At 63.1% G+C, this 23486-nt stretch carries 23 protein-coding genes; 8 read left to right on the forward strand and 15 right to left on the reverse strand.

Annotation, left to right across the window (positions count from 1 at the left end; genetic code table 11):
* Positions 1-3 precede the first annotated feature (3 nt).
* From GTH33_RS09180 to GTH33_RS09200, 5 genes are all read right to left on the reverse strand, one after another.
* Positions 4-948: a FecR family protein gene (locus tag GTH33_RS09180; RefSeq protein WP_163958149.1), complete on the reverse strand. Its 945-nt coding sequence runs from the start codon at positions 946-948 to the stop codon at positions 4-6.
* Entirely contained in the window at positions 936-1529 is a 594-nt protein-coding gene (locus GTH33_RS09185; protein ID WP_163958150.1) for an RNA polymerase sigma factor, read from the reverse strand. Before GTH33_RS09185 ends, GTH33_RS09180 begins: the two co-directional genes overlap by 13 nt.
* Before the next feature lie 961 nt (positions 1530-2490).
* Positions 2491-3636 carry a pyrophosphatase gene (locus GTH33_RS09190; protein WP_163958151.1) on the reverse strand — a complete coding sequence of 382 codons (1146 nt, stop codon included), beginning with the start codon at positions 3634-3636 and terminating at the stop codon, positions 2491-2493.
* A gap of 43 nt (positions 3637-3679) precedes the next feature.
* Positions 3680-4267, reverse strand: a complete 588-nt coding sequence (locus GTH33_RS09195) for a hypothetical protein (RefSeq protein ID WP_163958152.1) — start codon at positions 4265-4267, stop codon at positions 3680-3682.
* Complete coding sequence (locus GTH33_RS09200; RefSeq protein ID WP_163958153.1) at positions 4264-5034, reverse strand: dCTP deaminase domain-containing protein; 771 nt, start codon at positions 5032-5034, stop codon at positions 4264-4266. Before GTH33_RS09200 ends, GTH33_RS09195 begins: the two co-directional genes overlap by 4 nt.
* A gap of 200 nt (positions 5035-5234) precedes the next feature.
* Here GTH33_RS09200 and GTH33_RS09205 point away from each other — a divergent pair, with 200 nt between their 5' ends.
* Positions 5235-6221: a nucleotide kinase domain-containing protein gene (locus tag GTH33_RS09205; protein WP_163958154.1), complete on the forward strand. Its 987-nt coding sequence runs from the start codon at positions 5235-5237 to the stop codon at positions 6219-6221.
* A gap of 5 nt (positions 6222-6226) precedes the next feature.
* On the opposite strand, the gene GTH33_RS09210 is transcribed toward GTH33_RS09205, so the two are convergent.
* Positions 6227-8797: a DEAD/DEAH box helicase gene (locus tag GTH33_RS09210; RefSeq protein WP_163958155.1), complete on the reverse strand. Its 2571-nt coding sequence runs from the start codon at positions 8795-8797 to the stop codon at positions 6227-6229.
* A complete protein-coding gene (locus GTH33_RS09215) occupies positions 8794-9630 on the reverse strand; it encodes a HamA C-terminal domain-containing protein (RefSeq protein WP_163958156.1) in 837 nt (278 codons plus the stop codon). Before GTH33_RS09215 ends, GTH33_RS09210 begins: the two co-directional genes overlap by 4 nt.
* A 982-nt stretch (positions 9631-10612) precedes the next feature.
* On the opposite strand from GTH33_RS09215, the gene GTH33_RS09220 reads away from it, so the two are divergent.
* The 4 genes from GTH33_RS09220 to GTH33_RS09235 all read left to right on the forward strand — a co-directional run bounded on the left by GTH33_RS09220 (position 10613) and on the right by GTH33_RS09235 (position 13442).
* Positions 10613-11248 (forward strand): hypothetical protein, encoded by a 636-nt coding sequence (locus tag GTH33_RS09220; RefSeq protein WP_163958157.1) that lies wholly within the window; start codon positions 10613-10615, stop codon positions 11246-11248.
* Positions 11245-11610, forward strand: coding sequence for a hypothetical protein (locus GTH33_RS09225; protein WP_163958158.1), 366 nt, complete (start codon positions 11245-11247; stop codon positions 11608-11610). The genes GTH33_RS09220 and GTH33_RS09225 overlap by 4 nt, the downstream gene beginning before the upstream one ends.
* 28 nt (positions 11611-11638) lie before the next feature.
* Positions 11639-12804, forward strand: a protein-coding gene (locus GTH33_RS09230) for an IS3 family transposase (RefSeq protein ID WP_163957038.1) whose coding sequence is annotated in 2 segments (ribosomal slippage) — positions 11639-11900 and positions 11900-12804 — 1167 coding nt in all. Because the reading frame shifts where the segments join, the coding sequence is not laid out codon by codon here.
* Between the two features lie 32 nt (positions 12805-12836).
* A complete protein-coding gene (locus GTH33_RS09235) occupies positions 12837-13442 on the forward strand; it encodes a catalase family protein (protein ID WP_338054412.1) in 606 nt (201 codons plus the stop codon).
* Positions 13443-13672: 230 nt separating this feature from the next.
* Here GTH33_RS09235 and GTH33_RS09240 read toward each other — a convergent pair whose 3' ends face one another.
* The 6 genes from GTH33_RS09240 to GTH33_RS09265 all read right to left on the reverse strand — a co-directional run bounded on the left by GTH33_RS09240 (position 13673) and on the right by GTH33_RS09265 (position 19714).
* On the reverse strand, positions 13673-14710 hold the full coding sequence (locus GTH33_RS09240) for a c-type cytochrome (protein WP_163958159.1): 1038 nt from the start codon (positions 14708-14710) through the stop codon (positions 13673-13675).
* Positions 14707-15303: a cytochrome c oxidase assembly protein gene (locus tag GTH33_RS09245; protein WP_163958160.1), complete on the reverse strand. Its 597-nt coding sequence runs from the start codon at positions 15301-15303 to the stop codon at positions 14707-14709. The genes GTH33_RS09240 and GTH33_RS09245 overlap by 4 nt, the downstream gene beginning before the upstream one ends.
* Positions 15300-15677, reverse strand: coding sequence for a hypothetical protein (locus GTH33_RS09250; RefSeq protein ID WP_163958161.1), 378 nt, complete (start codon positions 15675-15677; stop codon positions 15300-15302). Before GTH33_RS09250 ends, GTH33_RS09245 begins: the two co-directional genes overlap by 4 nt.
* Positions 15674-18184, reverse strand: a complete 2511-nt coding sequence (gene ctaD / locus GTH33_RS09255) for a cytochrome c oxidase subunit I (protein ID WP_163958162.1) — start codon at positions 18182-18184, stop codon at positions 15674-15676. The genes GTH33_RS09250 and ctaD overlap by 4 nt, the downstream gene beginning before the upstream one ends.
* Positions 18181-19161, reverse strand: coding sequence for a cytochrome c oxidase subunit II (gene coxB, locus GTH33_RS09260; RefSeq protein ID WP_163958163.1), 981 nt, complete (start codon positions 19159-19161; stop codon positions 18181-18183). Before coxB ends, ctaD begins: the two co-directional genes overlap by 4 nt.
* Positions 19162-19252: 91 nt before the next feature.
* The gene (locus tag GTH33_RS09265) at positions 19253-19714 is read right to left on the reverse strand and encodes a hypothetical protein (protein WP_243848276.1); all 462 of its coding nucleotides are present in this window, start codon (positions 19712-19714) and stop codon (positions 19253-19255) included.
* 194 nt (positions 19715-19908) lie between these two features.
* On the opposite strand from GTH33_RS09265, the gene GTH33_RS09270 reads away from it, so the two are divergent.
* From GTH33_RS09270 to GTH33_RS09280, 3 genes are read left to right on the forward strand one after another with little or no spacing between them, the layout of a single operon-like run.
* Complete coding sequence (locus tag GTH33_RS09270) at positions 19909-21312, forward strand: NAD(P)H-dependent flavin oxidoreductase (protein ID WP_163959828.1); 1404 nt, start codon at positions 19909-19911, stop codon at positions 21310-21312.
* A 1-nt stretch (position 21313) separates the two neighbouring features.
* Entirely contained in the window at positions 21314-21556 is a 243-nt protein-coding gene (locus GTH33_RS09275; RefSeq protein ID WP_249055056.1) for a putative quinol monooxygenase, read from the forward strand.
* Positions 21557-21608: 52 nt separating this feature from the next.
* On the forward strand, positions 21609-22058 hold the full coding sequence (locus tag GTH33_RS09280) for a hypothetical protein (protein WP_243848277.1): 450 nt from the start codon (positions 21609-21611) through the stop codon (positions 22056-22058).
* Between the two features lie 43 nt (positions 22059-22101).
* Here GTH33_RS09280 and GTH33_RS09285 read toward each other — a convergent pair whose 3' ends face one another.
* Together GTH33_RS09285 and GTH33_RS09290 are read right to left on the reverse strand one after the other, a co-directional pair.
* Positions 22102-22299: a hypothetical protein gene (locus GTH33_RS09285; protein WP_163958164.1), complete on the reverse strand. Its 198-nt coding sequence runs from the start codon at positions 22297-22299 to the stop codon at positions 22102-22104.
* 116 nt (positions 22300-22415) lie between these two features.
* Positions 22416-23408 (reverse strand): 2-hydroxyacid dehydrogenase, encoded by a 993-nt coding sequence (locus GTH33_RS09290; RefSeq protein WP_163958165.1) that lies wholly within the window; start codon positions 23406-23408, stop codon positions 22416-22418.
* Between the last annotated feature and the right edge of the window lie 78 nt (positions 23409-23486).

Below are 23486 nucleotides of genomic sequence, written 5' to 3' on the forward strand. Positions count from 1 at the left end.
AGTTTATTGCGGGCGGCCGATCCTGATGTCGCGTTCGTCGGTCAGATCGATCGGCACGTTGAAGATCGTGCCGACCGCCTGGGCAAAGGCCTCGGGTTCGTCGGTGCGGAACGTGCCGTCGAATTGCCGGCTCGCAAGGCGCGTGTCGATCAGCACGATCTTGCGCCGGTTGTAGCGGTTGAACTCGTTGACCGCGCCGGCCAGCGTGTCGCCGTCCAGATCGATCGACCCTTGGCGCCAGGCCAGCGTGCGATCCACGACCGACGGCGTCTCCGCCTCCAGCCTCACTTCGGCGTCCTCGCCGATATATGCGCGCTGCCCCGCAGTCAGGCGCAGGAGCGGGCGCCGGTTCTCGCCAGCCCACGCCTCCACGACGCCTTCCGTTACCAGCACGTCCACGCCCTCCTCGCGTCGTCTGACCGAAAAGGCCGTACCGATCGCGCGCACCCAAACACCGCCTGCTTCGACGACGAAGGGACGGGCAGGGTCCTTGGCGACCTTGAACCAGGCCTCTCCCTTCGCCAAACGGACGTCTCGTCGCCCCTTTGAAAGCGTGATCTCTATCTCGCTCGCGGTGTTAATCGCGGTCGAGGATCCGTCGGCGAGCGGCACCTGCCTGATCTCTCCAAGGTCCGTTCTGAACACGGTCGAGGAGCGGTTCCAGAACAGAAGGCCTGCGAGCGATGCTGCCACCAGACCGGTACCACCCAGCACAAACGCGCGCCGCTTAATAAGCGCTGGCTCGCCAGCCAGCGCCACAGCATTCACCTGCGGGTCGATCGACAGCCACAGCGCCTGAGCTTGCAGCAGGGCTCCCGAACATCTCTTGTCCTGTGACAGCCACCGTTCGAGTTCGGCTTCCTGTGAGTCCGACCATTCGCCCACATCCATTCGTGCCACCCAGGCTGCCGCCTGATCGGCAATGTCTTCCCGGGTCACTTCCACCACTGTCGGACTCCCATAACGGAAGAGGATCGAACAAGCCGCTCGTCGGCATCCCCCTCTGCGCGGCTCCATGCTTCGCGTAGCAGGCGAACACCGAGCCAGACCTGTTTCTCCACCGCCTTTTCCGTTGTGCCGAGGTGGTCGGCGATCTTCTTTTGCGACCATCCCTCCAGCTTGCGCAGGCGCACGATGCTGCCGCAGCGTTCGGGGAGGCGGTCGATCAACGCCAGCATCGCCCGATGACTCACCTTGGAGACGGCCAGTTCCTCCGGCGACGGCGCGTCATCCTGATAGCTGTCGACCTGGACCAAGGCCTCCATCGGCACGATGCGCTGACGCCGCAATCGCCGGGCCAGCAGGTTGCGTGCGGTCGAGAGGAAATAGCTGTAAGGTGACGTAATATGCGCAACGCTCTCGAGCGTCGCTATCCGGCAATAGGCTTCCTGCAGGATCTCGTCGATATCTTCAGGCGAAACGCGCGCGCGACGGAGCCACGCGCGCACCTTCTGCTCGTGAGGTAGCACCTCGCCAGCTACCCAGAGCGCCCGCTCGTGCCTCCGACCTGCTGCTGACAGTTGCTTCATCACATCCTAGGTAAGCGGTTGAACGGTGGGTTGGCCAAACCCTTTAGATACGCGGCTGATGCAAAACCTTCTCGCCGAATGATTTATCATCGACGTCGAATGAGCTGAGAAAATCTTAAGGCTTGGGCGATGGTAACGCTGGCCGCTTCTGGTGGATTACAGCCTGACCGCTTTCGGGCTCGCAGATGGCGTAAGCGGCCATTGGTTCATGGTCTTCCTCACGGCCGCTACGCGTGCCAACGACGCGGCGACCTATGTCCAGTGCGATCCTGCAAAGCGCCGTGCAGGGAGACTAGGTATCAGATTGGCGACACGACGGCGGCCGAAATATCACCTCAGCTTTTGTGCACGCTAGTCAAAAACTGAGGTCCGCCGCCACGGCCTGGGTGACGCACATACTTAGGGTCGAGACCGGCGCGACGCGCCGCCAGTTCTGCACCCCGACCTAGCGCGACTACCCGCTGAACGTTCAGGGCCCGCGCGAGCCAAGGTAGGATCGCTGGAATTTTGTCCACTTCGCTCCGCGTGTGGCCTCTGTTCGTGAGGCAACCAGGCTGGTGGCAATGTAGGGGGAACGCGTTCCAGAGAAACACCCGACCCTTCGCGTTTGGCAGGGCCTGCCAAATGTAAGTCGCAGTCTGTTCTTTCACGGGTGACCCGGACGTCGCGCGGTTGAGGCCCGAGGTGGCCCAATAGTCGCCGCACGTCTCGAGTTGCGCCTCGTCGGTCAGTGCTAGCCCGGTGCGCCGACCGCCTCGGGCTCCAAGTTCGAGTCCGACCCACAGTTCAGCCGCCCCTTGCGCAAGCGCTGCCTCGAGAACTGCTGTGAGGTTCGCGCGACGGATGGCAGGTGCATTTGCAAGATCGTGAACGCTGCACACATCGCTGTATGGGTTAAAGACGTTCGCCAGCGAGATGTCCGCGAGCATGTCGGTGAACTGCTGGCCCGACGCCCAGGCGTTCACGTGTTTTCGCCCGCTACAATGAGCGTCCGCGTCCTGAGGTCGGCAACTACCGATCCGCTACGGTGCCGCTGCAGGAAGCGGAACGCGTTGAAGCCTTGCATGATCGCTTCCTCCCACATCCACATGGGGCACACTTGCACTTCGTACCCCTTCACCATGTGACGGATCGTCCTCAGGAGGTCAAAGTCCAAGCTCTTCACGTCAGCGAACGCCTGGTGACGCAATCCATGGCTGAAGACCCAATTGGAGATGCCCTCTTCGGTTATGATGGCCCGCGCTCCGTCCTCATTCTCGTCGATCGATCGGTCGCTCTTCCGCTTTAGCTTGAGCAGGGCGCGGAGGACGGGCGACCAGCCGAGAACCGCCGCGAAGGCAAGGTGGAAGACGTCGTGAAACCTGTAGTCGTCACCATCGACGCTGTTGTCGGTCAGCCGGTCGCCGAGGTTGATACCCTTGACGGACTGGAAGACGAACTTCGTGCCCAGCACCTTCTTCTCGCGGAAGTCCACGACTAGCCGGCGCGGCAGGCGCTCGTCGTCGTCGAACGCCTCGTCGAAGAGCGGCGTGTGTTCCCGCACGGCCGGCCAACGCCCATCAACCTTCTCGATATTCGCCTTGGCGGCAGCCTCGAGATTGACGTGCGCGTCGCTTGCAGCATCGACGAGGGCAGCGAACAGCCTAGCCACGTCGTCTTTCATGTCCGCAGCGGTCGACTGGGTGATTTCGGTCGCGCGTCTCACTAACCGGCCGGCGCGGGCGGCGACGAGCAGAAGCGTTCGCTCGACGTAATCCCCCGACGCTGGTGAATCCAACAGCAGCGCGTGCTGGCCTTGGAGGTCCTGGAACTTGGTGGGAAATGTCGCCAGTTGGGGCTTTACCTGCAAGTCGCTGGCGACGGCGGCTAATTCACTTAGTGTCAGGCCCAAGGCGTTCGCGACGTTCGCCAAATACCAAAGGACATCGCCCGTCTCCTCGAGCGAGGATCGCTCGTAGGCGAGGTACGAATTCTGGTCCCGCTGCTTCTTCTTCAGCTCGCTGAGCAGGCTGCCGACCTCGCCGAATAGGCCGAGGAGCAGAAACCTGAGCCGTCGCTCGCCGACGAAGCCGCTCCGATCCGCCGAGACGGCGAACCTCTGGTACATGTCTAGTCCGAGGGGTGACCGGAAGCCAATAGATCCAAGGCCATCAGCAAGATATCCCTGTGCCACCGCGTCGTTCGCGGGCAGTCCCCCTCGCCTTATCCTGTATCTCCGACTTGCATTCGTTGCTCGGGCGTTCCGCAGTGAGCCAGGCGGGCGCGATCGTCGGGGGAAGTCTGCGGATGATGTCGCCGCTCAGCACCGTTCCGACGACGAGTGCGAAGCACATCAACCAGAAGCGCCCGGCGTCGCGCGACGCTCTCCTATCTCGGCTCTGGCGAGCCCGGTCAGGCTGGTCGATGAGCACGATCACTGCGGTGGCCACGGTGCTGACGACCGCCGCTACAGCGACGAGTTCGTAGGTCGCGGCCGGCTGCCCCGCCCCCTTTGGAAAGAGCATGCGGTCGACGAACCTCAGGCCGATGCCCACCACGATGATCGCGAAGAGGGTGCGCCAGACTGCTGCTCCGACGCCCTGCGGGAGGGTTCTTGTCCAGCCGCGGAATGCTTGCATCGCTTCCCTCTTCCAATCCCATGCGCCCTTCCCGAAGCGCTTTGCTGATCCACCGAGCGTCCGCGCTTGCTCCGCGAGCGATTCCTTCGCCCTGCTGAGGTTTTCCGCCATGCCGTTCATTGGCCCCTGGTCAGCACGGGCTGAGCCTTTGCATGGGGCGTAAGCTCGCCGCATGCCCGGACACCGAGGGCGATAAGTGCTCCGAGGATGAGGCCCTGTGACCATCGAAGGATGGAGTGGTCGCGCTCCACCTTCAGCAGGCGTTCGTCCAGTTCGTCGCGCGTGTCGTCGATTTTCTGATTGAGTCCGGGCAGAGAGTGGAAGCGATCCGAGAGTGGGGTGATAAGCTCCGTCGGAATGCCCCTGAACGTGCTTTTTTCGCGATCCTTGGTCACCTTCGCCGATAAGTCGGCGAAAAAGATTTCGAACCACTTATCTCCGCGACTCACGTGGATTGGCGCGGGCCCAGCGTTGAAAACGGCGAAGACGAGGTTCCCGTGGTAGCCCGGTTCGACGTAGAACCCCGAAACGTTGACGAGGCCCCTGAATTTGGTCGCCTTCGAACGAAGAGTGATGAAGGCGATGGCGTCGTCCGGGATCCAGACCTCCTCCTCGCTATGCATTAGCGCGAACTGCCCGGGTGGAATCGCCCGGCTCTCGCGTTCCTTCAGCAGCTCACGCGAGTTCCCATCGTCGGCGGACGTAGGTGTGATGTAGATCTCCTCACCGACCGCCATGTTGTATGAGGCGCGTTCCCGCCGTCCGTCCTCGGTCGGCTTGAAGGGCTCGATGATGTGCTTGCCACGAACGCCGGCCTGTTGCCCGTCGCTTCGTGCCTGCAGGTGCTCGAAGGTCCAGAACCCGCTTGCCCCAGATATGTCCGTCAATCCGCCCCCCCAACTGCTGGCGATCCGTCTTGCCGCGAAGTGGCGGCTCCGGATCGACGCCTATCCCATGTCGACGTCGGAAAGAACGGCGATCGTCCGCCAGCCGCAAGGGGGCTTTTCGTTCGAAAGCGCCCGATGCGTGCCGCTGGCGCTCGGGACCCGATTGGAATAGCGGGCGCGCATTGTTCCGGAGCGTTCAGTTGCAGGTCACCGAAGTTTACAACACTTACTGGCGCTTTGCCGCTGAGCGGCAGGCCATCTATTTTCGCCGCCTTGCCGGCGCAGGGGGCCCATGGACTGATGATCCAATCCTTCAACGACACCGTTTCACGAATTGCTACCGGGCTACGGACCGGGTCAGCCAGTTCCTGATTTCCGAGGTCCAGTACGGGGCGCATCGTTCGGACGCGCCAGACGAGGTCTTCTTCAGGACCATGCTCTTCAAGCTCTTCAACCGGATCCAGACATGGCAGACCCTGGAGGCTGTCTTGGGCCCGTTGTCGTGGCAGTCCGCGGATCCCGATGCGATCTGCGAGGTGCTCGACAGATTTATCGCCCGTGGAGACCGTGTCTACTCGGCCGCGTACATCATGCCTTCGCCCGCCTTCGGTCATTCCCGGAAGCATCGGAACCACGTCGCGCTTCTGTGGCAGATGATGGCTGACAGTTTGCCGGCGAGCTTGAGGGCGACGAGGTCTCTCCAGGAGGCGTACGAGCTGCTGCTCGCCCGGCCGGGCCTGGGGCCCTTCCTCGCCTTCCAGTTCGCGATTGACCTCAACTACTCGACCCTGCTGCCTTACGATGAGGCGGACTTCGTGGTCGCCGGCCCCGGAGCCCTTGACGGAATTTCCAAGTGCTTCGCGGACGTCGGCGGGCGAACCGCGGAAGAAGTGATCCACTGGGTGTGTGATCGGCAGGAGGTCGAGTTCGCCGACCGCGGCATAGTTTTTCCCGGTCTCTTCGGTCGTCGGCTTCAGCCGATCGACTGCCAGAACCTCTTCTGCGAGATTTCTAAGTATGCGCGTGTGGCCCACCCCGATGTTGCCGGGAAGTCCGGCCGCACCCGGATTAAGCAGATATTCGCCGAGCATTCGTTGCCGCTGCCCTCGCCTTGCTTCCCCCCGCGCTGGGGACTGGTCGTGCCCACGGGCTTGGGAGGAAGCGTCGCTTCGCCGATGCTGCTCTAGGCGCCTCATCGGACCAGGGCGGCAACTTCCCGCCGGACGACCTCGGGCACGTTGAGATCGAAGCGCTGACGCTTGATCCATCGCTCGGCCGTCGCGCGGTCCATCGTGAAGTTCGCTGCGCGTGTCTGGAGCAAGCGCGCGGAGATGCGGGAAAGCCCCAGGTCGATGAAGCTGAGCATTGTTTCGGAGGATGCGCCGACCTCGAGGAACAGCGGGATGGGCGGAATATGCGCGGCCGCGCGGGTGTGTCCGAGCTCGAGGAGCACCTGGCGGAGCACCGCGTTGTAGCAGCCCATCTGCTTTACAAACTTGAAGCGCAGGTCCTGCTCAACCTCCTTCAGCATCTTCCGGATGATGACGGCGCTGTCGCTCCTGCGCACCTTGCGCCCGGCTGCCAGACCTTCCTCTACCCGTGCGATGTCGCGATCGATTTCGTATTGGATCAGGTCTGGTAGGCCGCTTCCACGCATCCAGGTCAGGGAAAGCGTCGCCCAGCGTATGTACGATCTGTTCTTGCTGGGCACCGCGTCGAACTCGACCTGCAACCGCCGGTATACGTTGATGAGCTTGGACTGGACCGTCGCAAACTCGCCGGCCGGATGCGGTGGCATGTAATAGGCGACGCCCTTCTTGGCGACGTCGGCCAGGAGCTTGGCGTACAGCTTCTGTTGCCGGTGCGGGGAGATGGAGGGACTGGCGGTCAGGGTATCGGTCGGCACCGACACGGTTTCGGCCGCGGCCTCGAGGCGCTCGGTGAGCGCGACCTGATCCGCAGCAGGCATCTCGAGCCTGTCCAACGTGTCGGGGAGCTTGCCGACCCGGAGATCGTGCAACAGCCGCGAGAAGACGTTTTCGAGCAGCGTGTCCTTCCCGGACGGGATGCCTGGGTCCGCTATGTATGCCATCAGGGCGTCGGTCTGCTCGACGACCTGGCGCTGCATGGATGATTGAATTTTCCCTTCCTGGCCGAGCCCGAGGGGCTGGTTCTTCCACTCGCTGTAGTCGACCAGGAAGACGTTACCCTCGAACTCTTTACCCAGACGCCCAGCGCGACCTGCGAGGTTCCAGAAGTCCACGGCGTTGAGCGGCTTCTCTCCCTTTTCGGGATTGCTCATAAAGATGTTGCGGGCTGGTAGATTCACTCCCTGAAGGAGGGTGCTTGTGCAGACGATGAAGTCCAATGTGCCCTCTTCGAAGGCCACCTCAACCGCCTGCCTGACCAATGTCGGGATGTGCCCGTAATGGAAACCAACACCCTTCAGCACTGCGTCGGCAAGCACGAACTCGGAATGGACGTGCTCTTTGACGAATTTCGCCAGCTCTACGCGCCGTTTCTGGAGCGCTTCGTCGACATGCGGTTGGTCGTCGGCGCCGTCGATCACGTCGCACAGGAGCCTAGAGAGACGTTCGCAACGTGAGCGCGAGTCCCCGTAGATGATGTTCTGGGAGCCTCGACCGAAGTGCCACGCGAGATAGACGAGCTTCTGGTCGGGGTGCACGAGCGGAATGGCCACGTCGAACGCCACTGACCCGGAGGGATTGCTGACGTCCCAGATCTGCGCGTGGACCTGATCGGGCGTCGCGTCGCTGACGTCGGTGAGGATTATGTTTTGTCCGACTGGGCTGTCCTCGGTCTTTCTGACCCGTGGATCCGCCACGCGGAACACCCTTGCCAGCTCTGAGGGATTCGACACCCTGGGCAGGGTGAACAGCAGCTGCGTCGCGCCGTTTCGGATCAGGAGCTCATCGACGACGGATTGCAGCAGGACGCCGCGGTCACCGTCTCCGATGGTATGAGCCTCGTCGACGACCACCGTCTCGAGCGAGAACAAGGGGTCGCCAAGGAGCACTTGCAGGCGTTCCTGGGTCATCACGTAGACGATTTTGTTGGTAGGGTCTTGGGCCACCGGAACGGTCGCCACCTTGGTCTCGTCGTCCTTCACGAGGTCGAGTTGGCGCGAAAGCGCGATGGAGACCTGCGTGATGAGCGCCCGCGTTGGAACGATGAAGGCGGCGGCGCGAATCTTACCGGCTTTAAGCTGCTCCGCCAGATAGGTCAGGAACATGAAGGATTTGCCGGCCGATGTTGGGGCGGAGGAGATTACGGACCTGCGATCCTTGAGATCCTCCCAGACAATTCGTTGATAGTTCGTCAGCGAGAGGTCGCCGCCGCCAGTGGCCACGGTGTTGATAAGACGGCGGCCTTCGGTCTCCAGAAGCGCCGGCATTGGCAGGCTGCTATCCCGGTCCCTGAGCTCGCCTCGAAAGTCGAGCGACGGGAAGTTGCCTAGTCGGCTCAGCACCAGGCGAAGTACGTCGGCAAGTCCGCCAAGGGCCTCGCCATATAGTTCGAAGGCTGCCGTGGCGATCGTGAAGGCTTCGCGACGAGCCTGCGGGTTTTCGCTCAAGCTCAGGAGACCCGCGCTCTGGACAAGCCTGTCGACCAGTCCGCTTTCCGGTGCTGCGAAACGCCCACTGCGGTTCAACGTCTGGCTCATCCTGGTGGTCACCAAGGCGGCATAGTCATCGTGGAACCGCTGCTCCCCGCGAATATCGGCGATTAGTTGCTCGATCATTTTCCCCCTCCGATCTTCTGCGCGAAGGTCTTTCGGAACAGTTCGACGTTGGGAAACGCCATTACGAAGAACTGGATGTTGTTCGGCGGAGGAAGCCTCTTGCACGCCTTCTCGCGGATCTGGTCGGCGATCTGCGATGCTCGCTTAGCGTATTGCTCCCGGAAAGCCGCCTCCACCTCCGCACTCGAGGGTCCTGCCAGTTTGCCATACGCCGGGTAATCGAACCCGATCAGGCAGGTGTGGATCTCGTTCCTTGGTGGTCTGGGGACGACGTAGGGGTTCAGCATCTGCTTGAGATGCTCCTTTGCGTCCGTATCGAGCCCATCCAGGTCCATGTGCGTATGGATGATCGAGACCTCGCGGGCGCGTAGCGCGCGGTCGGCGAGGTATTGGGTGATGGAGTCGATCGCCTCGTCGACCCCCTTCGATAGCTCCTTGTGGAACTTGGCTTCTCCAAGGTGGAGGACCAGCGCCTTCAGTTTGGAACAGAAGCGCACGTGCACGCCGTCCCGACCGTGCACGTTCATGTTGCTGTTGGTCTTCAAGCTCATCTTGGAAACCAGCAACGGAGCCTTCACCAGAGCCTCGAGGATCAGGTAAAGGACGAGTTCGCCGGCCTCCCCGCCGGATTTGGCCGCCCCGCTGGTCCTGACGAACAATTCCCTCGCCCGGTCTCCGAGCGAGATGAAGGCGTTCATGTCCTTGTCTTCGTAAGCCTTCTCGGTGACCCTCCTGACCTCCTCGCGTGGGAGGCAGTAGGGCACGAGCGATTGGTAGATGTACTCGACTAGAGCATCTATGTCTGTGCCTGCGGCCCCGAACAACGGATACATGAACGTGCCGTCAAGCAGGGGGATTTTGGCTGCCAGTCGTGGTTGATCGTCTTGAAGTGATGTGCGAACAACTTGTGATTTCCACACATCGCCTCCAACGCCACGGAAAGCAACGATGGATCGAGAAGGCCATCGGTAGAAGAGGCAGGATCAATCAATGGGCCTCGCCTCATTCCCTGTCGAGCAGCTCGAACCGCCAAAGCCGCCACGCGCATTCATCGTCTGCACCTCCTGGGTCGGATTACGCGATCTTGCGATGATCGGTGATGAAGCGGTTCTGCCTAATGTGCAACGGTAAGAACTAGTTGGCCACCTCTGCGATCTGCTTTCGGGGCCGATCGCTTATGGCTTTCACGGTTAAATGCCGCGCTAATCGTATGTCCGCGTATGGAGCAGTTGGCCGCCAGGCTGCTCTCACCCGCTTGTCACACGAAAAGGTAATTGTCCGCTATCGGCCTAGTTTCGGCTAAAGGGCTATACCTGGACCAACGTCCGCTCTTGGAGCGCCTGTGAGCGGCCCTGAGTGACCGAAAGTGGATCAGGACTGCCGCGGCACCTCTCGACCAGCGTACGTCGTTCCGGTGTTGTGATGAGAGCGTCAGCTTGCGCCGACACCGGTCATTCGAAGATCATTGAGCCCTGCAGTCGAGGTCCTCCGACAGAGCGAACGATCAGCGTGCGCCAAGCACTCGCCGACAGCGGCCGGCCGTTCAACCTTGGATCGGATTGCCGTTAACGGTGAGGCAAAGGCAATCGCCGCGCTTGCGTCCTCGTGAGAACAGCCTCAGCTTTCCTCAACGATCTCAGGGCTGCGGCTTTTGGGTTGGCCGGGACGGGCGGCGGGCCAACTCACCAATTGCGTTCGTGAAGACGGGCACCATTGCGGCTCACTCAGCGATTGCGACTGATCGGATGGACTTGAATTGCTTGGTTTTGTTGGCCGTACAATTACTTAGGAGGCACAGTGAAAAATGGGGGCTGCATGAGTTGGAAGAATTTATTGCCGTGGCCGCTCTTGCTGGCGCTAGGCTTAGCTCTATTCCCGGTCGCTGCTCAGTTTAAGCCGAGCGAAGTGTGGACGAAGCTAGGATCTTGGCAGTCGGTCATCTACGTTATCCTCGTCTCGCTGTTCTTGCTGGCGGCGATCCGAGCAATTTATTTTGGCGTTTTTGCAAAGAGGCCAGAGCCGGTAGCGGCGCCAGCAAGCGCCCACGACATCCAGCTTTTCCGGCGCATCAATAACGTCCTCAATGATGGGGCTTTGACCTTCCTGGCTGATCACGATTGGCGGGTAGATGCCCACGTGTCGCAGCTCGAACCGACAACCACGATTTCCTATTGGCATGGCCCGAATTATGTTTTCGGCGACGAGGTTATTCAGGCCAGATGGGTGATCCTATACGACAAGATACGGCGGCTCACCGACGTTTATGGGAATAATCTCACTAACAGCGAGAACGACGTTAATCGCATGACAGCATGGCACGTTGGCATTCCCCGAAATGCGCAGCCACCACAAGCCCTTGAGGAAATCGAGGAGCTCAATCAGGCGGCTGCAGACGTATATGTTGAGTTCGGGTCGTTCGCTCCCTTTGTTCGGCAAAGGCTAGGACTGTGAGCGGCTGGCCTTGGCAACTCGACCTCACCGTCGTTCGCGATTTGATGCGCGAGGTTCAACCTATCCTCGATAGCAAAGTCGCTGCTGCTGGTGTCGCCGCAATAATCGGCATTGTGACGTTCCGATGGCAGGAGAGGGAAAAGCTCGCTGCGGTAATCGCATGGGATTGGACGATGCGGCACAACATGCGGCAGAATGAGGTTCCCTTCCTAGTCGTTCAGAACATGGGCAGCACCCCTGCCTATATCAGGAACGTCCGCTATTTTAGGGGCAATTGGTGGCGGAGGCCCGTTAAGCGGCCGTTGCCTAGCAACTTAGTGATTTTTGACGTGACCCCCGTTTCTTCATCCACCTGGACCTAGAGACCGGCCCCTCGAAGGGACGGACGGAATGAAGCGGAAGCAGTTTTCGGAAGAGCAGATCATCGGCATCCTGAAGGAGGCCGAGGCGGGTGCGGTGGTGACGGAACTGTGCCGCAAGCACGGCATGTCGAGCGCGACCTACTATGCATGGAAGGCGAAGTTCGGCGGCCTGGAGGTATCTGACGCGAAGCGTCTGAGGTCGCTTGAAGAGGAGAACGCGCGGCTCAAGCGGCTGCTTGCGGACACGATGCTGGACAACGCGGGGTTGAAAGACCTGCTGTCAAAAAAGTGGTGACGCCCGCCGCGAAGCGACAAGCGGTTGCGCATCTCCAGGCGACGTTGGGGATGAGCGAGCGGCGGGCGTGTGCTGTCGTCGGGGCGGACCGCACGAGCATGCGGTATCGCTCGTGCCGGGCAGATGATGGCGACCTTCGGTCGCGTCTGCGCGAGCTGGCGCAGCAGCGCCGACGGTTCGGCTATCGACGGCTGCACATCCTGCTGCGCCGGGACGGCATCACGATCAACCGCAAGAAGACCCAGCGGCTCTACCGTGAGGAAGGGCTGACGGTCAGGCGCCGGAAGGGACGAAGGCGCGCCGGTGGCGCGCGGGCACCTGCGCCGGTGCTGGCGCTCCCCAACCAGCGCTGGAGCCTGGACTTCGTGCACGACCAGCTCGTCACTGGCCGACGGTTCCGCGTGCTCAACATCGTCGACGACGTGACGCGCGAGTGCCTTCGGGCAGTGGTGGACACGTCGATTTCGGGCCGGCGGGTCGTGCGCGAGTTGACCGATCTGATCGCGGAACGTGGCAGGCCAAAGATGATCGTCAGCGACAACGGGACCGAACTGACGTCGAACGCGGTGCTTGCCTGGTCCAGCGACGCGGGCGTCGAGTGGCATTACATCGCGCCGGGCAAGCCGACGCAGAACGGGTTCGTCGAGAGCTTCAACGGTCGCATGCGCGACGAGCTGCTCAACGAGACGCTATTCTTCACGGTTCGCCAGGCCCGCTCGATCCTGGCGCGCTGGGTCGACGACTACAACACCGAGCGGCCGCACTCGTCGCTAGGCTACGCTACCCCGGCTGCGTTCGCTGCCGGGCTCGAACAGCAATGGGCGGGGTTAACCCCGCCCATTGCTTCAACTGCGCTCATGCGCAACAACACCGGTCGGTCTCTGGTCGCAGCTGGATGAAAGACTGGGGTCACGTCAGTACGAAAAAGGTGGTGTCGGCGGTGCTGCGCGGTGTTCATACTGCACTGGAGGCAGTGGGCACGGCGAGTTCGAAGGTTGATACGCTGGGTGGAGCGCCCAATGTCGACCCGCTGGGAGAGACCTATTATTCGGTGACGCCGTTTCGCTTTGGCGACCATATCGCCAAGTTCCGGATCGTTCCGGTCGCCCCCGCGCTGACCGCGCTGACCGGCCGCATTATCGAAGTGCGGGGCCGTGACGATGCGATCCGCGAGGATGTGCGGGCCGAGATGGCAAAACTGGACGCGGAATGGGAGTTTCAGGTACAATTGTGCCGCGATCTGGAGCGCCAACCGATCGAGGATCCCACGGTCGAATGGGATGAGCAGGAGGCGCCCTTCCAGCGCGTCGCCACGATCCGTGCCGCGGCACAGGACAGTTGGAGCGATGCGCACGTTCAGCAGATCAATGAAGAGACGCGCTTCAGCATCTGGACCGGGCTTTCGGCACATCGCCCGCTGGGCAACATCAACCGCGCGCGTAATGCCACCTATCGTCACTCGGCAGACTTCCGTGCGCGGGCCAACGGCTGTCCGTATCAGGAGCCGGTCGGTACCGAAATGCCGAGAGATAATTGATCAGACACGGCAGCTCGCCACCACCCTGAAAGGGGGGGGGGGCGGCGAAGTCCGGCTGGTCGTGCATCAGCTTCGACGCTCGCGTCACGCCAAGCGTTGTCCATGACGTTCAAACGGTAAGTAGCCCGAGCGCTTGCTCGCAGGTCTGACTGGTCAACCAAACGTTTGATGTCTAGCGATCCGCCGCGAACCGTTCGGCGCAATGGCCTTTGGGCACAGCAATGATGTGGTCAGCGTGGCTGCGGTGATTGGCCTGAAAGGTATCGCGCGACGGGATCGATCATGTCCTTGGGGATGCGACGCGCGATGACGGGCATGGTCGCATGGCTTTTTCGGGCGTCCACGACATTGTCCTCGCCCCGCCAATGGCGCAGTCGCTGCGCAATATAGCTGGCACGCTGGCCGGCGAGCACCGGATAGGCCTTGCCGGGGGCATGGCACGCGGAGCAGGCGGGTAGCTGGATATTCGGCAAACCCTTTGCGACGATCTTCGCAGCAGCGGCATCGCCCGCCGGCGCGGTGCCGAGACCCGGCATCGCGGCAAAACGACGGGCGGCATCGTCCATCTCTGCCGGCGCCATTCGCATCGCGACCTGCTGCATGACGGCGCTGGACCGCGTGCCGTTCGCGTAGCCGCGCAACGCGGCGAGCAGATGGGCCGGGTCCTGCCCGCCGAGCACGGGAATGTCGGCCGACCCACGCCCCTTGCCGTCGCCGCCATGGCACCCGGTGCAGCCGGCAAGATCGGCGCCGTGGCGTCCCGCGTTCACCAGCGCGCGGTATTGCGTCGGCGTCATGGCGGGCAGGCGGCGGACGAAGGCAACCATGCGGCGTACTTCGTCAGGACGATCCTGCACCGCCCATCCGGGCATGCCGGTATATTTGACGCCATGCTGGAGGATCCAGAACAGCTGACCATCGCTCCATTCCCGCGCATTGATCGCCAGGTTCGGGGCGGGCGGCGTGGCGGACTGCATGACCGGTGCGGGCTTCACGCCGGGTGCGCCGTGACAGACCGCGCAGGCGTTGGCGAAATGGCCGGCGGCGCTGACCATTCCGGCGGCGTCGGCTGGATCGTCAGGGCTGGAGAAGGCGGCATGCGTGCGCACCGAATTGCGCATCGTCCAGTGCAGGAACCAGTCGGTGATCGGCCAATGGCCGCTCGACGCGGCGATATTGAACAGTCCCGACCAGGCGAACAGCAGGCCGGCGAGGCCTAGACCCACGAGCGTTGCGATGGCGCGCGTCCAGGTGATGCGGATCGTCATGCGGGTCGCGCCTCCGGGCGGGTGTGCAGCAATCGGCCGAGCATCGCCAGCCCGCCGACCAGATAGGCGATGCCGCCGACCAGCAACATGATGACGCCTGCAACCTGTTGGTCGGCGAGGGCTTCGGGGCCCTGGTGCATGTACAGGGGGCGGGGGGCGAGGCCGATCAGCGCACCGAGCAGCGTCATGTGCATGGAGGTGACGAGCAGGGCGCCGACGCCCGCGGCGCGATGGCGGGGCGCGAGCACCGCCGACCAAAGCATAAGACCGGCGGCAAGGAAGCTCGCCTGTTCCGCGATTGATGCGATCGGCCGATGCATGGCAAGGCCGCGAAGGGCGGGAACATGCCATCCCCAGACGATCACCGCCTCGATCATGGCGGCAGGTAGGGGCGCGGCGAGGCGGGGCCATCGCGTTGCAGGATCGTAGCGCCCACCCTGCAGCGCCAGGGCAAGCAAGGGGGCTGCGATGGCGACTGCGATCATATGCGCGGCCATGTGACCGGACATGCCGTGGTGGCTGAGCGTCCAGCCGATCGGCAGCAGGACGAGGCCCCCGGCAAGTGCGATCTTTCGGTACGGGCGCGTGTTCACCGGCAATCGCTCAATATGATGACCGGGGCGGCGGTGAACACCACAGCGATGAAGCTGAGGCCAGACAGCAACAGGGTCGAATAGGCCAGGAACCGCAGGCGATCGACCTCGGTGCCTTCATCGTGGGGAGCAGGCGCACCCGGTGTGCGGGCCTGGTGCCAAGCGATCAGGCCGGCGATGACGATCACCAGCAGCGCGGCCACCGTGCCGATCGCGAACGCGGTGGGGAAACGCGCCCACGCCCCCAGCTTCGCGCAAGAAATTGCCGCCCACAGATAGGAGAACAGGAAATGCGCCGCCCAGGTCGTCGGCGGCACGATCAACGTCCACAGCGTCACGCGCAGATCACGGGCGCGACGTAGCCAGCGCCTCACAGACCCGCCTCCGGAAACAGGCCGGCGGTCAGATAGGCGATCAATGCCGTCAGCGCAAAAAAGTGTTGGTACACTGTGATGTTACGCAAATCGGCATCATAGGCGGGCGTCATCCGACCAGCCAGGCTGCGCGCGACCGTGTACGATTGCATGATCGCGCCGATTGCCGCGTGAATGACCGTCCAGATCACCAGCACCCAGACGATTGCCGGATAGACGTTCGCCTGCGGATCGAGTCCATCGAGGCTGCGCAGGCCGGCGCCGAGGCTGGCGATCGCAGCCAATGCGCCGACGACCAGCAAGGCGCGGGCGGGAGACACGGCGCCGCGGGAATGGACTTCGCGCGCGGCGACGGTGGCGACCCAGCTGGCGAGCGACAGGAGCAGCGCGACCATTGGCCAATACGTCCCGGGACCGGCGAAGTCGGCGCCGAAATTCGGATGGATCGTCCAGTAGAAATAATAGCCGAACACGAGGCCCGAAAAGGCGGTGGCATCGGCCATCATCGTGATGAACATCGCCCACCAGCCGGGCGCGGCCGGTCCGGCGATATAGAGCGGCAAGTCGATGCCATGGCCGATGGGCTTTTCGTGCTTCTCCGGGATCGCCGCGGTATCCCAGAGCCACCACAATACGCAGCCAAGCGTCGCCACGCCGCCGAATGCCGCAAGGAGGTAGAGGTGGTAGGTGGTGAGGATGAATACTGCGCCCAACGCGACTGCGGTCATCATCGGTTTGACGCTCGGCGTGCCGAGCCGGATCACCGACACCGGCTTGGCATCGAGGACGGAGGTGATGATCGTCTCACGCCGGCCTTCCTCGGCGTCGGGCAGAAAAAAGCGCCCCTCGTCGACCTTGGCGACAAAGTCCTTCTGGTCCCAAATCGGGTAACGGCTTTCGATGAGCGGCACGGAGCGAATGCCCCAATCTTCGTCATCGGGATGTGCCAGCCATTCGAGCGTACCGGCATTCCACGGATTGCGCGGCGCTTTCTTGCGGGTCGGCGACAGCATGAGGTCGATCACCAATACCAGCACGCCGCTGGCGAACAGGTAGGATCCCAAGGTCGAGGCGAGGTTGAGCCAGCCGATGTTAAGGTCGGCGGGATAGGTAAAGACGCGACGCGGCATTCCTTCCAGCCCCGACAGATGCATTGGGAAGAAGGTGAGATTGACGCCGACGAACATGATCCAGAACGCAATCCGTCCCAGTCGGTCGCTGAGCGTCTTGCCGGTGATGAGCGGCCAATAATAATAAAGTCCGCCGAACAGGGGCAGCAGCGTGCCGCCGATCAAGACGTAATGCAGATGCGCGACGATGAAATAGGTATCGTGCGCCTGCCAATCGAATGGCGCGATCGCGACCATCACGCCGGTGAGGCCGCCGATGACGAAGATCGCAAGGCTACCGGACGCGTACAGCAGCGGCACGGACCATTTGACCTTGCCCGCCCACAAGGTCGCGATGAATGCAAAGATCTGTACACCCGTCGGTATCGCGACCGCTTCCGATGCGGCGGAGAAGAAGGCGAGGCTGATCTTCGGCAGGCCGGTCGTGAACATGTGGTGGACCCACAGGCCGAATGACAGAAAGGCGGTGCCGACTGCCGCAAGTACGATCCATGGATAACCCAGCAAATGGCGTTGCGCGAAGGTAGGGATCAGCATCGCGAACAGCGCGATCGATGGCAGGAAGACGATATAGACCTCCGGGTGGCCGAAGATCCAGAACAGGTGCTGCCACAGCAGCGGATCGCCGCCCTTGCTCGCATCGAAGAACGGCCAGCCGAGCAGGCGCTCCATCTCGAACAACAAATCGCCCGCGATCAGCGGTGGGAAGGCGAACAGGATCATCACCGCCACGACCAGGATGTACCAAGCGTAGAGCGGCATCAGGTTGAGGCGCATGCCCGGCGGGCGGCATTTCAATACGCCGACGATCAGCTCCACCGCGGCGGCGACCGACGATACCTCGATGAAGCTGAGGCCCAGCATCCAGATGTCGGCACCGATCCCCGACAGGTCGGTGCGCGTCGTCAGCGGCGGATACATGAACCAGCCGCCGTCGGGCGCGGCGTTGAAGAAGATCGACCCACCGACGAAGACGCCGCCCAGCAAAAAGCTCCAATAGCCGAATGCCGAAAGGCGCGGGAAGGGCAGGTCGCGGGCACCGAGCAACTGTGGCAGCAGGATAATGGACACCGCCTCGAACATCGGCACCGCGAACAGGAACATCATCATCGAGCCGTGCAGCGTGAACAGCTGGTTGAAGGTGTTGGCGCTGACCAGATCGTTGTCGGGCACTGCCAGCTGCGTGCGCATGATGAGCGCCAGCACGCCGGCGAACAGCATGAAACCAAAGGCGGTCAGCGTATACCACACGCCGATCCGGTTGTTGTTGACGTCGGTCCAGCGAAAGAACCAGCCCGATGGCGGTTTCCATACCGCGCGCAACCGCGCTTCCTGATCCTTGCGAAGTTGCGGATCGTCTTGCGCGTGAAGGCTCATGTCAGCCCTTGCAGATAGCGGGCGATGGCGGTGGCCTCTGCCTCGGTCAGGTGAGGGAAGGCGGGCATCCGGACGCCGGGTTTGATCGCTTGCGGATGGCGCACGAAGCGGGCGACATTGGTCGTCGTCATCGGCAGAATGCCCGCAGCCAACGTCGCCCGTGCGCCGAAATGCGTGAGATCGGGGCCGATACGTCCGGCGGCCACCGTGCCGCGGATTGCATGGCAGGCATTGCAGCCGTTGCTGGCGAACAAGCTCGCGCCATCGCCGGTGGCGCGTGCCCCGTTCCGGAGAGCGGCCCCGCGCTGGGCGGCGAGCCAGGCGTCGAATGCGGCGGGTGGCATTGCGACGACGTCGAGCGCCATCAGCGCGTGGCTCAGTCCGCAGAATTCCGCGCATTGTCCGCGATAGCGTCCCGCCTTGTCGGCGCGCACCACCAATGTGTTGGTACGGCCGGGGATCATGTCCATCTTGCCGCCGAGGCCCGGTATCCAGAAACTGTGGACGACATCGGTGGCGGTCAGGCGAACGGCGACCGTTCGGCCGACGGGAATACGCACCTCGTTGGCGCTCTCCACCGTCGCGCCATCGGTTGGACGATAGGTGACACGCCACCAGAATTGTTCGCCCTCCACCGCGATGGTGAGGTCGGCCGGACCAACCGGCCGCGGCTTCATGTAAGGCAGCGAATAGACGAGCAGGCCGAGCAGTACGATCGTAGGAACGATGCCGCCGAGCCACAGGACCAGCCGCATGCCGCCGCGGTGGGTCAGGTCGCCTTCGGGCGCCCGAACCGCGTGCCGCATCAGCAATGCGACCGCTGTGGCGATCACCAGAGCGCCGGCGAGCATGATCAAGAACAGATGGCGGATATCGGCGGCATCCGCCCCGAATGGCGCAAGCGTCGATTGATGCGCGTTACAGCCGGCAAGCAGCACAGCCGTGCCGCCGATCAACGATGTCCTGAGCCCCCGCATTCATCCCGACAACGCGGCGGGTCCGTTTCGGTTCGACCGGCGAGCTGCTTTTCGTGTGACGAATTGTTGCTTCAGAGGCTTTGGTCGCTGCTCAATCGCCGGCGACGAGTTCCTCGGTGTTGCGGATGACGAACTGCAATGCAGAGACATCGGTATTACCGGTCGCCATCAGCGCCAGATCGCTGGCGCCCTGCATCATGCCGTCCTCGACCTCCGGCTCATGTGCCTCGGCGGCAAGGACCGTCGCGGCGAGCAGGTCGTGTGCGTCCGCCTCGCCGTAGGTCATCGCAAAGGCGGTGCGGGCGATGGTAAAACATTCCTGATCGGTAGCCGGCGCCGAATCCTGATGCTGCAAAGAGGCGCAGGCGGCCCCCAGTACGTAGCCGCGGGACCATGCCGATCCGGTGGGGCCGCGATGCGGCAATTCGCCCGCCGGCAGGCCGAGCCGCTCGAATTGCGGCAGCAACAGTGCGCCAAGTGGAGAACGCAGCGTTGCGGCGAGCGTCTTGCGCTTCGGCCGCTTGGGCGCGATCAGATGGTTGAGGACTCCCATCGGTCAGATTCCCTAGCAGTGGTTGGCGCTTGCTGTGCACGATCAGGGTTAACCGACGCCTAAGCGTCCTGCCGATCGGTGTCGGACGGCGCCGGCCATGGTCCAGGATGGCGCCGCATCGCAATTCCTTCGCATCGCTGCGTCCTTCTTGTATAGCCGGCCGTATTTACCCCCGGGATGAGGTGACGTTTTCCGTGTTCAAGGGCCTGAAGCCGATCGTGTACAATGGCCGTGAGGTCTGGCCGCTGGTCGAAGGGGGCAAGGGCGTCGCCGCGACCAATCACGCGTCCGCCGGTGCCTGGGCCGCCGCGGGGGGAATCGGTACCGTGTCCGCCGTCAATGCCGACAGCTACGATCCGGACGGCAAGATCATACCCCAGGTCTACACGGCACTGACTCGCCGTGAACGTCATGAGGAACTGGTCGAATACGCCATCGAGGGCGCCGTCCAGCAGGTGAAGCGCGCCTATGACATCGCCGGTGGCAAGGGTGCGATCAACATCAACGTGCTGTGGGAAATGGGCGGGGCGCAGCGCATTCTGCACGGCGTGCTCGACCGCACCCGCGGCATGGTCGCCGGCGTCACCTGCGGCGCTGGCATGCCGTACAAGCTGTCCGAGATCACCGCATCCTACGGCGTGTCCTACCTGCCGATCGTCTCGTCGGGTCGGGCGTTCCGCGCCTTGTGGAAGCGCGCCTATTCGAAGGCGGCGGAATGGCTCGCGGCAGTCGTCTACGAGGACCCGTGGCTGGCCGGCGGGCACAATGGCCTGTCCAATGCCGAGGATCCCTTGAAGCCGCAGGACCCGTTTCCACGCGTCGCCGAACTGCGCGCTGTGATGCGCGAGGGTGGCATTCCCGACAGCACGCCGATCGTGATGGCGGGCGGCGTCTGGTTTCTACGCGACTGGAACGACTGGATCGACAATCCGGAACTCGGCACGATCGCCTTTCAATACGGTACGCGTCCGCTGCTGACGCAGGAAAGCCCGATCCCGCAGGACTGGAAGGACCGGCTGACCCATATCGAGGAAGGCGAGGTTCTGCTGCATCGCTTTTCCCCGACCGGTTTCTATTCGTCGGCAGTGCGCAACCCGTTCCTGCGCAACCTGGAGGCGCGCAGCGAACGTCAGATCGCGTTTTCGACGCAGGAGGCCGGCGATCACGTCTTCCAGCTCGATGTCGGTGTGAAGGGCAAGAACTTCTGGGTGACCCGCAACGACCTGCTGCGCGCGCGCCAATGGTTCGGCGAGGGTTATACCGACGCGCTGAAGACGCCGGACAATACGTTGGTGTTCGTGTCGCCGACCGAGAAGGGCATCATCCGCAAGGACCAGGCCGATTGCATGGGGTGCCTGTCGCAATGCTCGTTCTCGAGCTGGGCGGATACGGAGACGAATTCGACCGGCCGGCTCGCCGATCCGCGCAGCTTCTGCATCCAGAAGACGTTGCAGGACATCGCGCACGGTGGCGACGTCGATCAGAACCTCATGTTCGCCGGTCACGCCGCCTATAACTTCAAGCGCGACCCGTTTTATTCCAACGGCTTCGTGCCGAGCGTGAAGCAACTGGTCGACCGCATCCTGACGGGCGATTGAGGTGCTGCTGATCGCTGGGGCGATCCGACTGCCAGTCGAACGGGCGGCGGCGGCGCGTCCCGCGATGCGGGCGATGGTCGAGGCCAGCCGGGCCGAAGCCGGGTGCATGGAATATAGCTACGCTGAGGATGTGATCGAGCCGGGGCTGATCCATGTGATCGAGCGCTGGCAGGACCGGGCGGCGCTGGAGCGGCTTTCGCGATGCCTCATCTGGCGGCGTGGCGTGCCTGCTGGACGACGTTAGGGGTTGGCGAGCGGCGATTGACGCTGTTCGAGGTGGTACACGACGAGCCGATATGATGGCCATTGCTGATGACCGGGTGACCACGGCGTTGTCCGCCGTTGCTACCGTCATGCGTGGTGCGCGTGATCCGTGGTGGGTGATCGGCAGCGCTGCGGTCGCTCTGCATGGAGTCGTCACCGACGTTGCCGATATTGACCTGCTCGCTAGCGCGGCCGATGCGATGGATGTGGTGACGCGACTGGGCTTGGCAGTGGATCAGCGCGATCCCCATCCGCTGTTCCGATCCCGGATTTTCGCGCAATGGCCGCGGGCCGATCGCATCGTCGAGATCATGGGGGGCCTCGCGATCGACGAGCGCGGTATCTGGCAAACCGTCATTCCGACCACCCGTGTCATCCTTGGTGGTGTGTACGTCCCAGACCGCGCAGACCTGATGCAAATCCTGTCCCGGTTCGGCCGGGCCAAGGACCTAGAACGCAGGCGTTTGCTCGCCGCGTTGTAATGTGCGGGAGCGCCGGGTTGAGGCTCGGCGCTCCCGAACCTCGTCAGTCGGCGACGGTGCCGACGACCGCACCACCGGTTCCGCCGATCGCAGCGCCCTTTTCGACGCTACCGCCGGTCGCGGCCGCGACACCCGCCCCGCCAGCCGCACCGATGCCTGCGCCCTTGAGCGTCGAGCATGCCGACATGCTGACGGCAGACCCGATGAGGAAGGCGGAGACGGCGAGCGACTTGATCTTCATTATGAACGTCCTTTGCTGGGGATGGGCGAATAATGTCGCGGCGCAGCAAAGGTTTCTGTCGGCAATCAAATTTTACAAGGTCGGACCGCCGGGGTGAGGAAAGAGGAAGCGGCAGGTCACGCCCAACCTTCCAGCACCTGATCGGGGGGGCGATGGCCATCCGCCCACATGCGGATGTTCTGGATGACACGCTCGCCGGACGCCTGCCGCCCCTCGAAAGTGGCGCTCCCCATGTGCGGCGTCATCACCACATTGTGCAGTGCAAGCAGGCGCGGATCGATCCGGGGTTCGTGTTCCCAGACGTCCAGGCCTGCCCCGGCCAGGCGGCCATCCTCCAGCGCATCGACCAGCGCACTCTCATCGACGATGCCCCCGCGCGACGTGTTGATCAGGTAGACGTGGCTGCGCAACAAGCCGATGCGCCGCCGGTCGATCAGGTCGCGGCTGTCGGCATTCAGCGGCGTGTGGATGCTGACGATGTCCGACGCGGCCAGCATCGCATCGAGGTCGGCGTGGTAGGTGGCGCCCAGTTCGGCCTCGATCACCGCGGGCAAGCGATGGCGATTATGGTAGTGGATCGACAGGCCGAAGGCGCGGGCGCGGCGGGCGACGGCCTGACCGATGCGTCCCATGCCGACGATCCCCAACGACTTGCCGCCGATACGGTGGCCGAGCATGCCGCCGGGGCTCCAGCCGTGCCATTCGCCGGAGCGGACAAGCTTTTCGCCCTCGGCCAGCCGGCGTGGCACCGAGACAATCAGCGCCATCGCCATGTCGGCGGTGTCTTCGGTGAGCACGCCGGGCGTGTTGGTGACGATGATACCGCGCGCGCGTGCGGCTTTCAGCGCGATATGGTTCACGCCCGCACCGTAATTGGCGATCAGGCGGAGCCGGTCGCCGGCCCCGGCGATCAGGTCGGCATCGATATCGTCGGTCACCGTGGGCACCAGCACGTCGCAGTCCGCCATCGCCGCTGACAGTTGGTCTCGGCTCATTGGTGCATCGCCGCGATTGTTGACCGTATCGAACAGCGCCTCCAGCCGGCCCATGACCGTATCGGCGAGTTCGCGGGTCACGACGACCTTGGGGGTGCGGCGAGAATCTGGCATGGCCGGATCGACTTGGCGAACCGCGGGGCGGGCGTCAACGGATCGTTGCCGTTGGCGACGGGCGCGCTAGAGAGGGGG

The organism is Sphingomonas insulae, assembly GCF_010450875.1.
Classification (GTDB): domain Bacteria; phylum Pseudomonadota; class Alphaproteobacteria; order Sphingomonadales; family Sphingomonadaceae; genus Sphingomonas; species Sphingomonas insulae.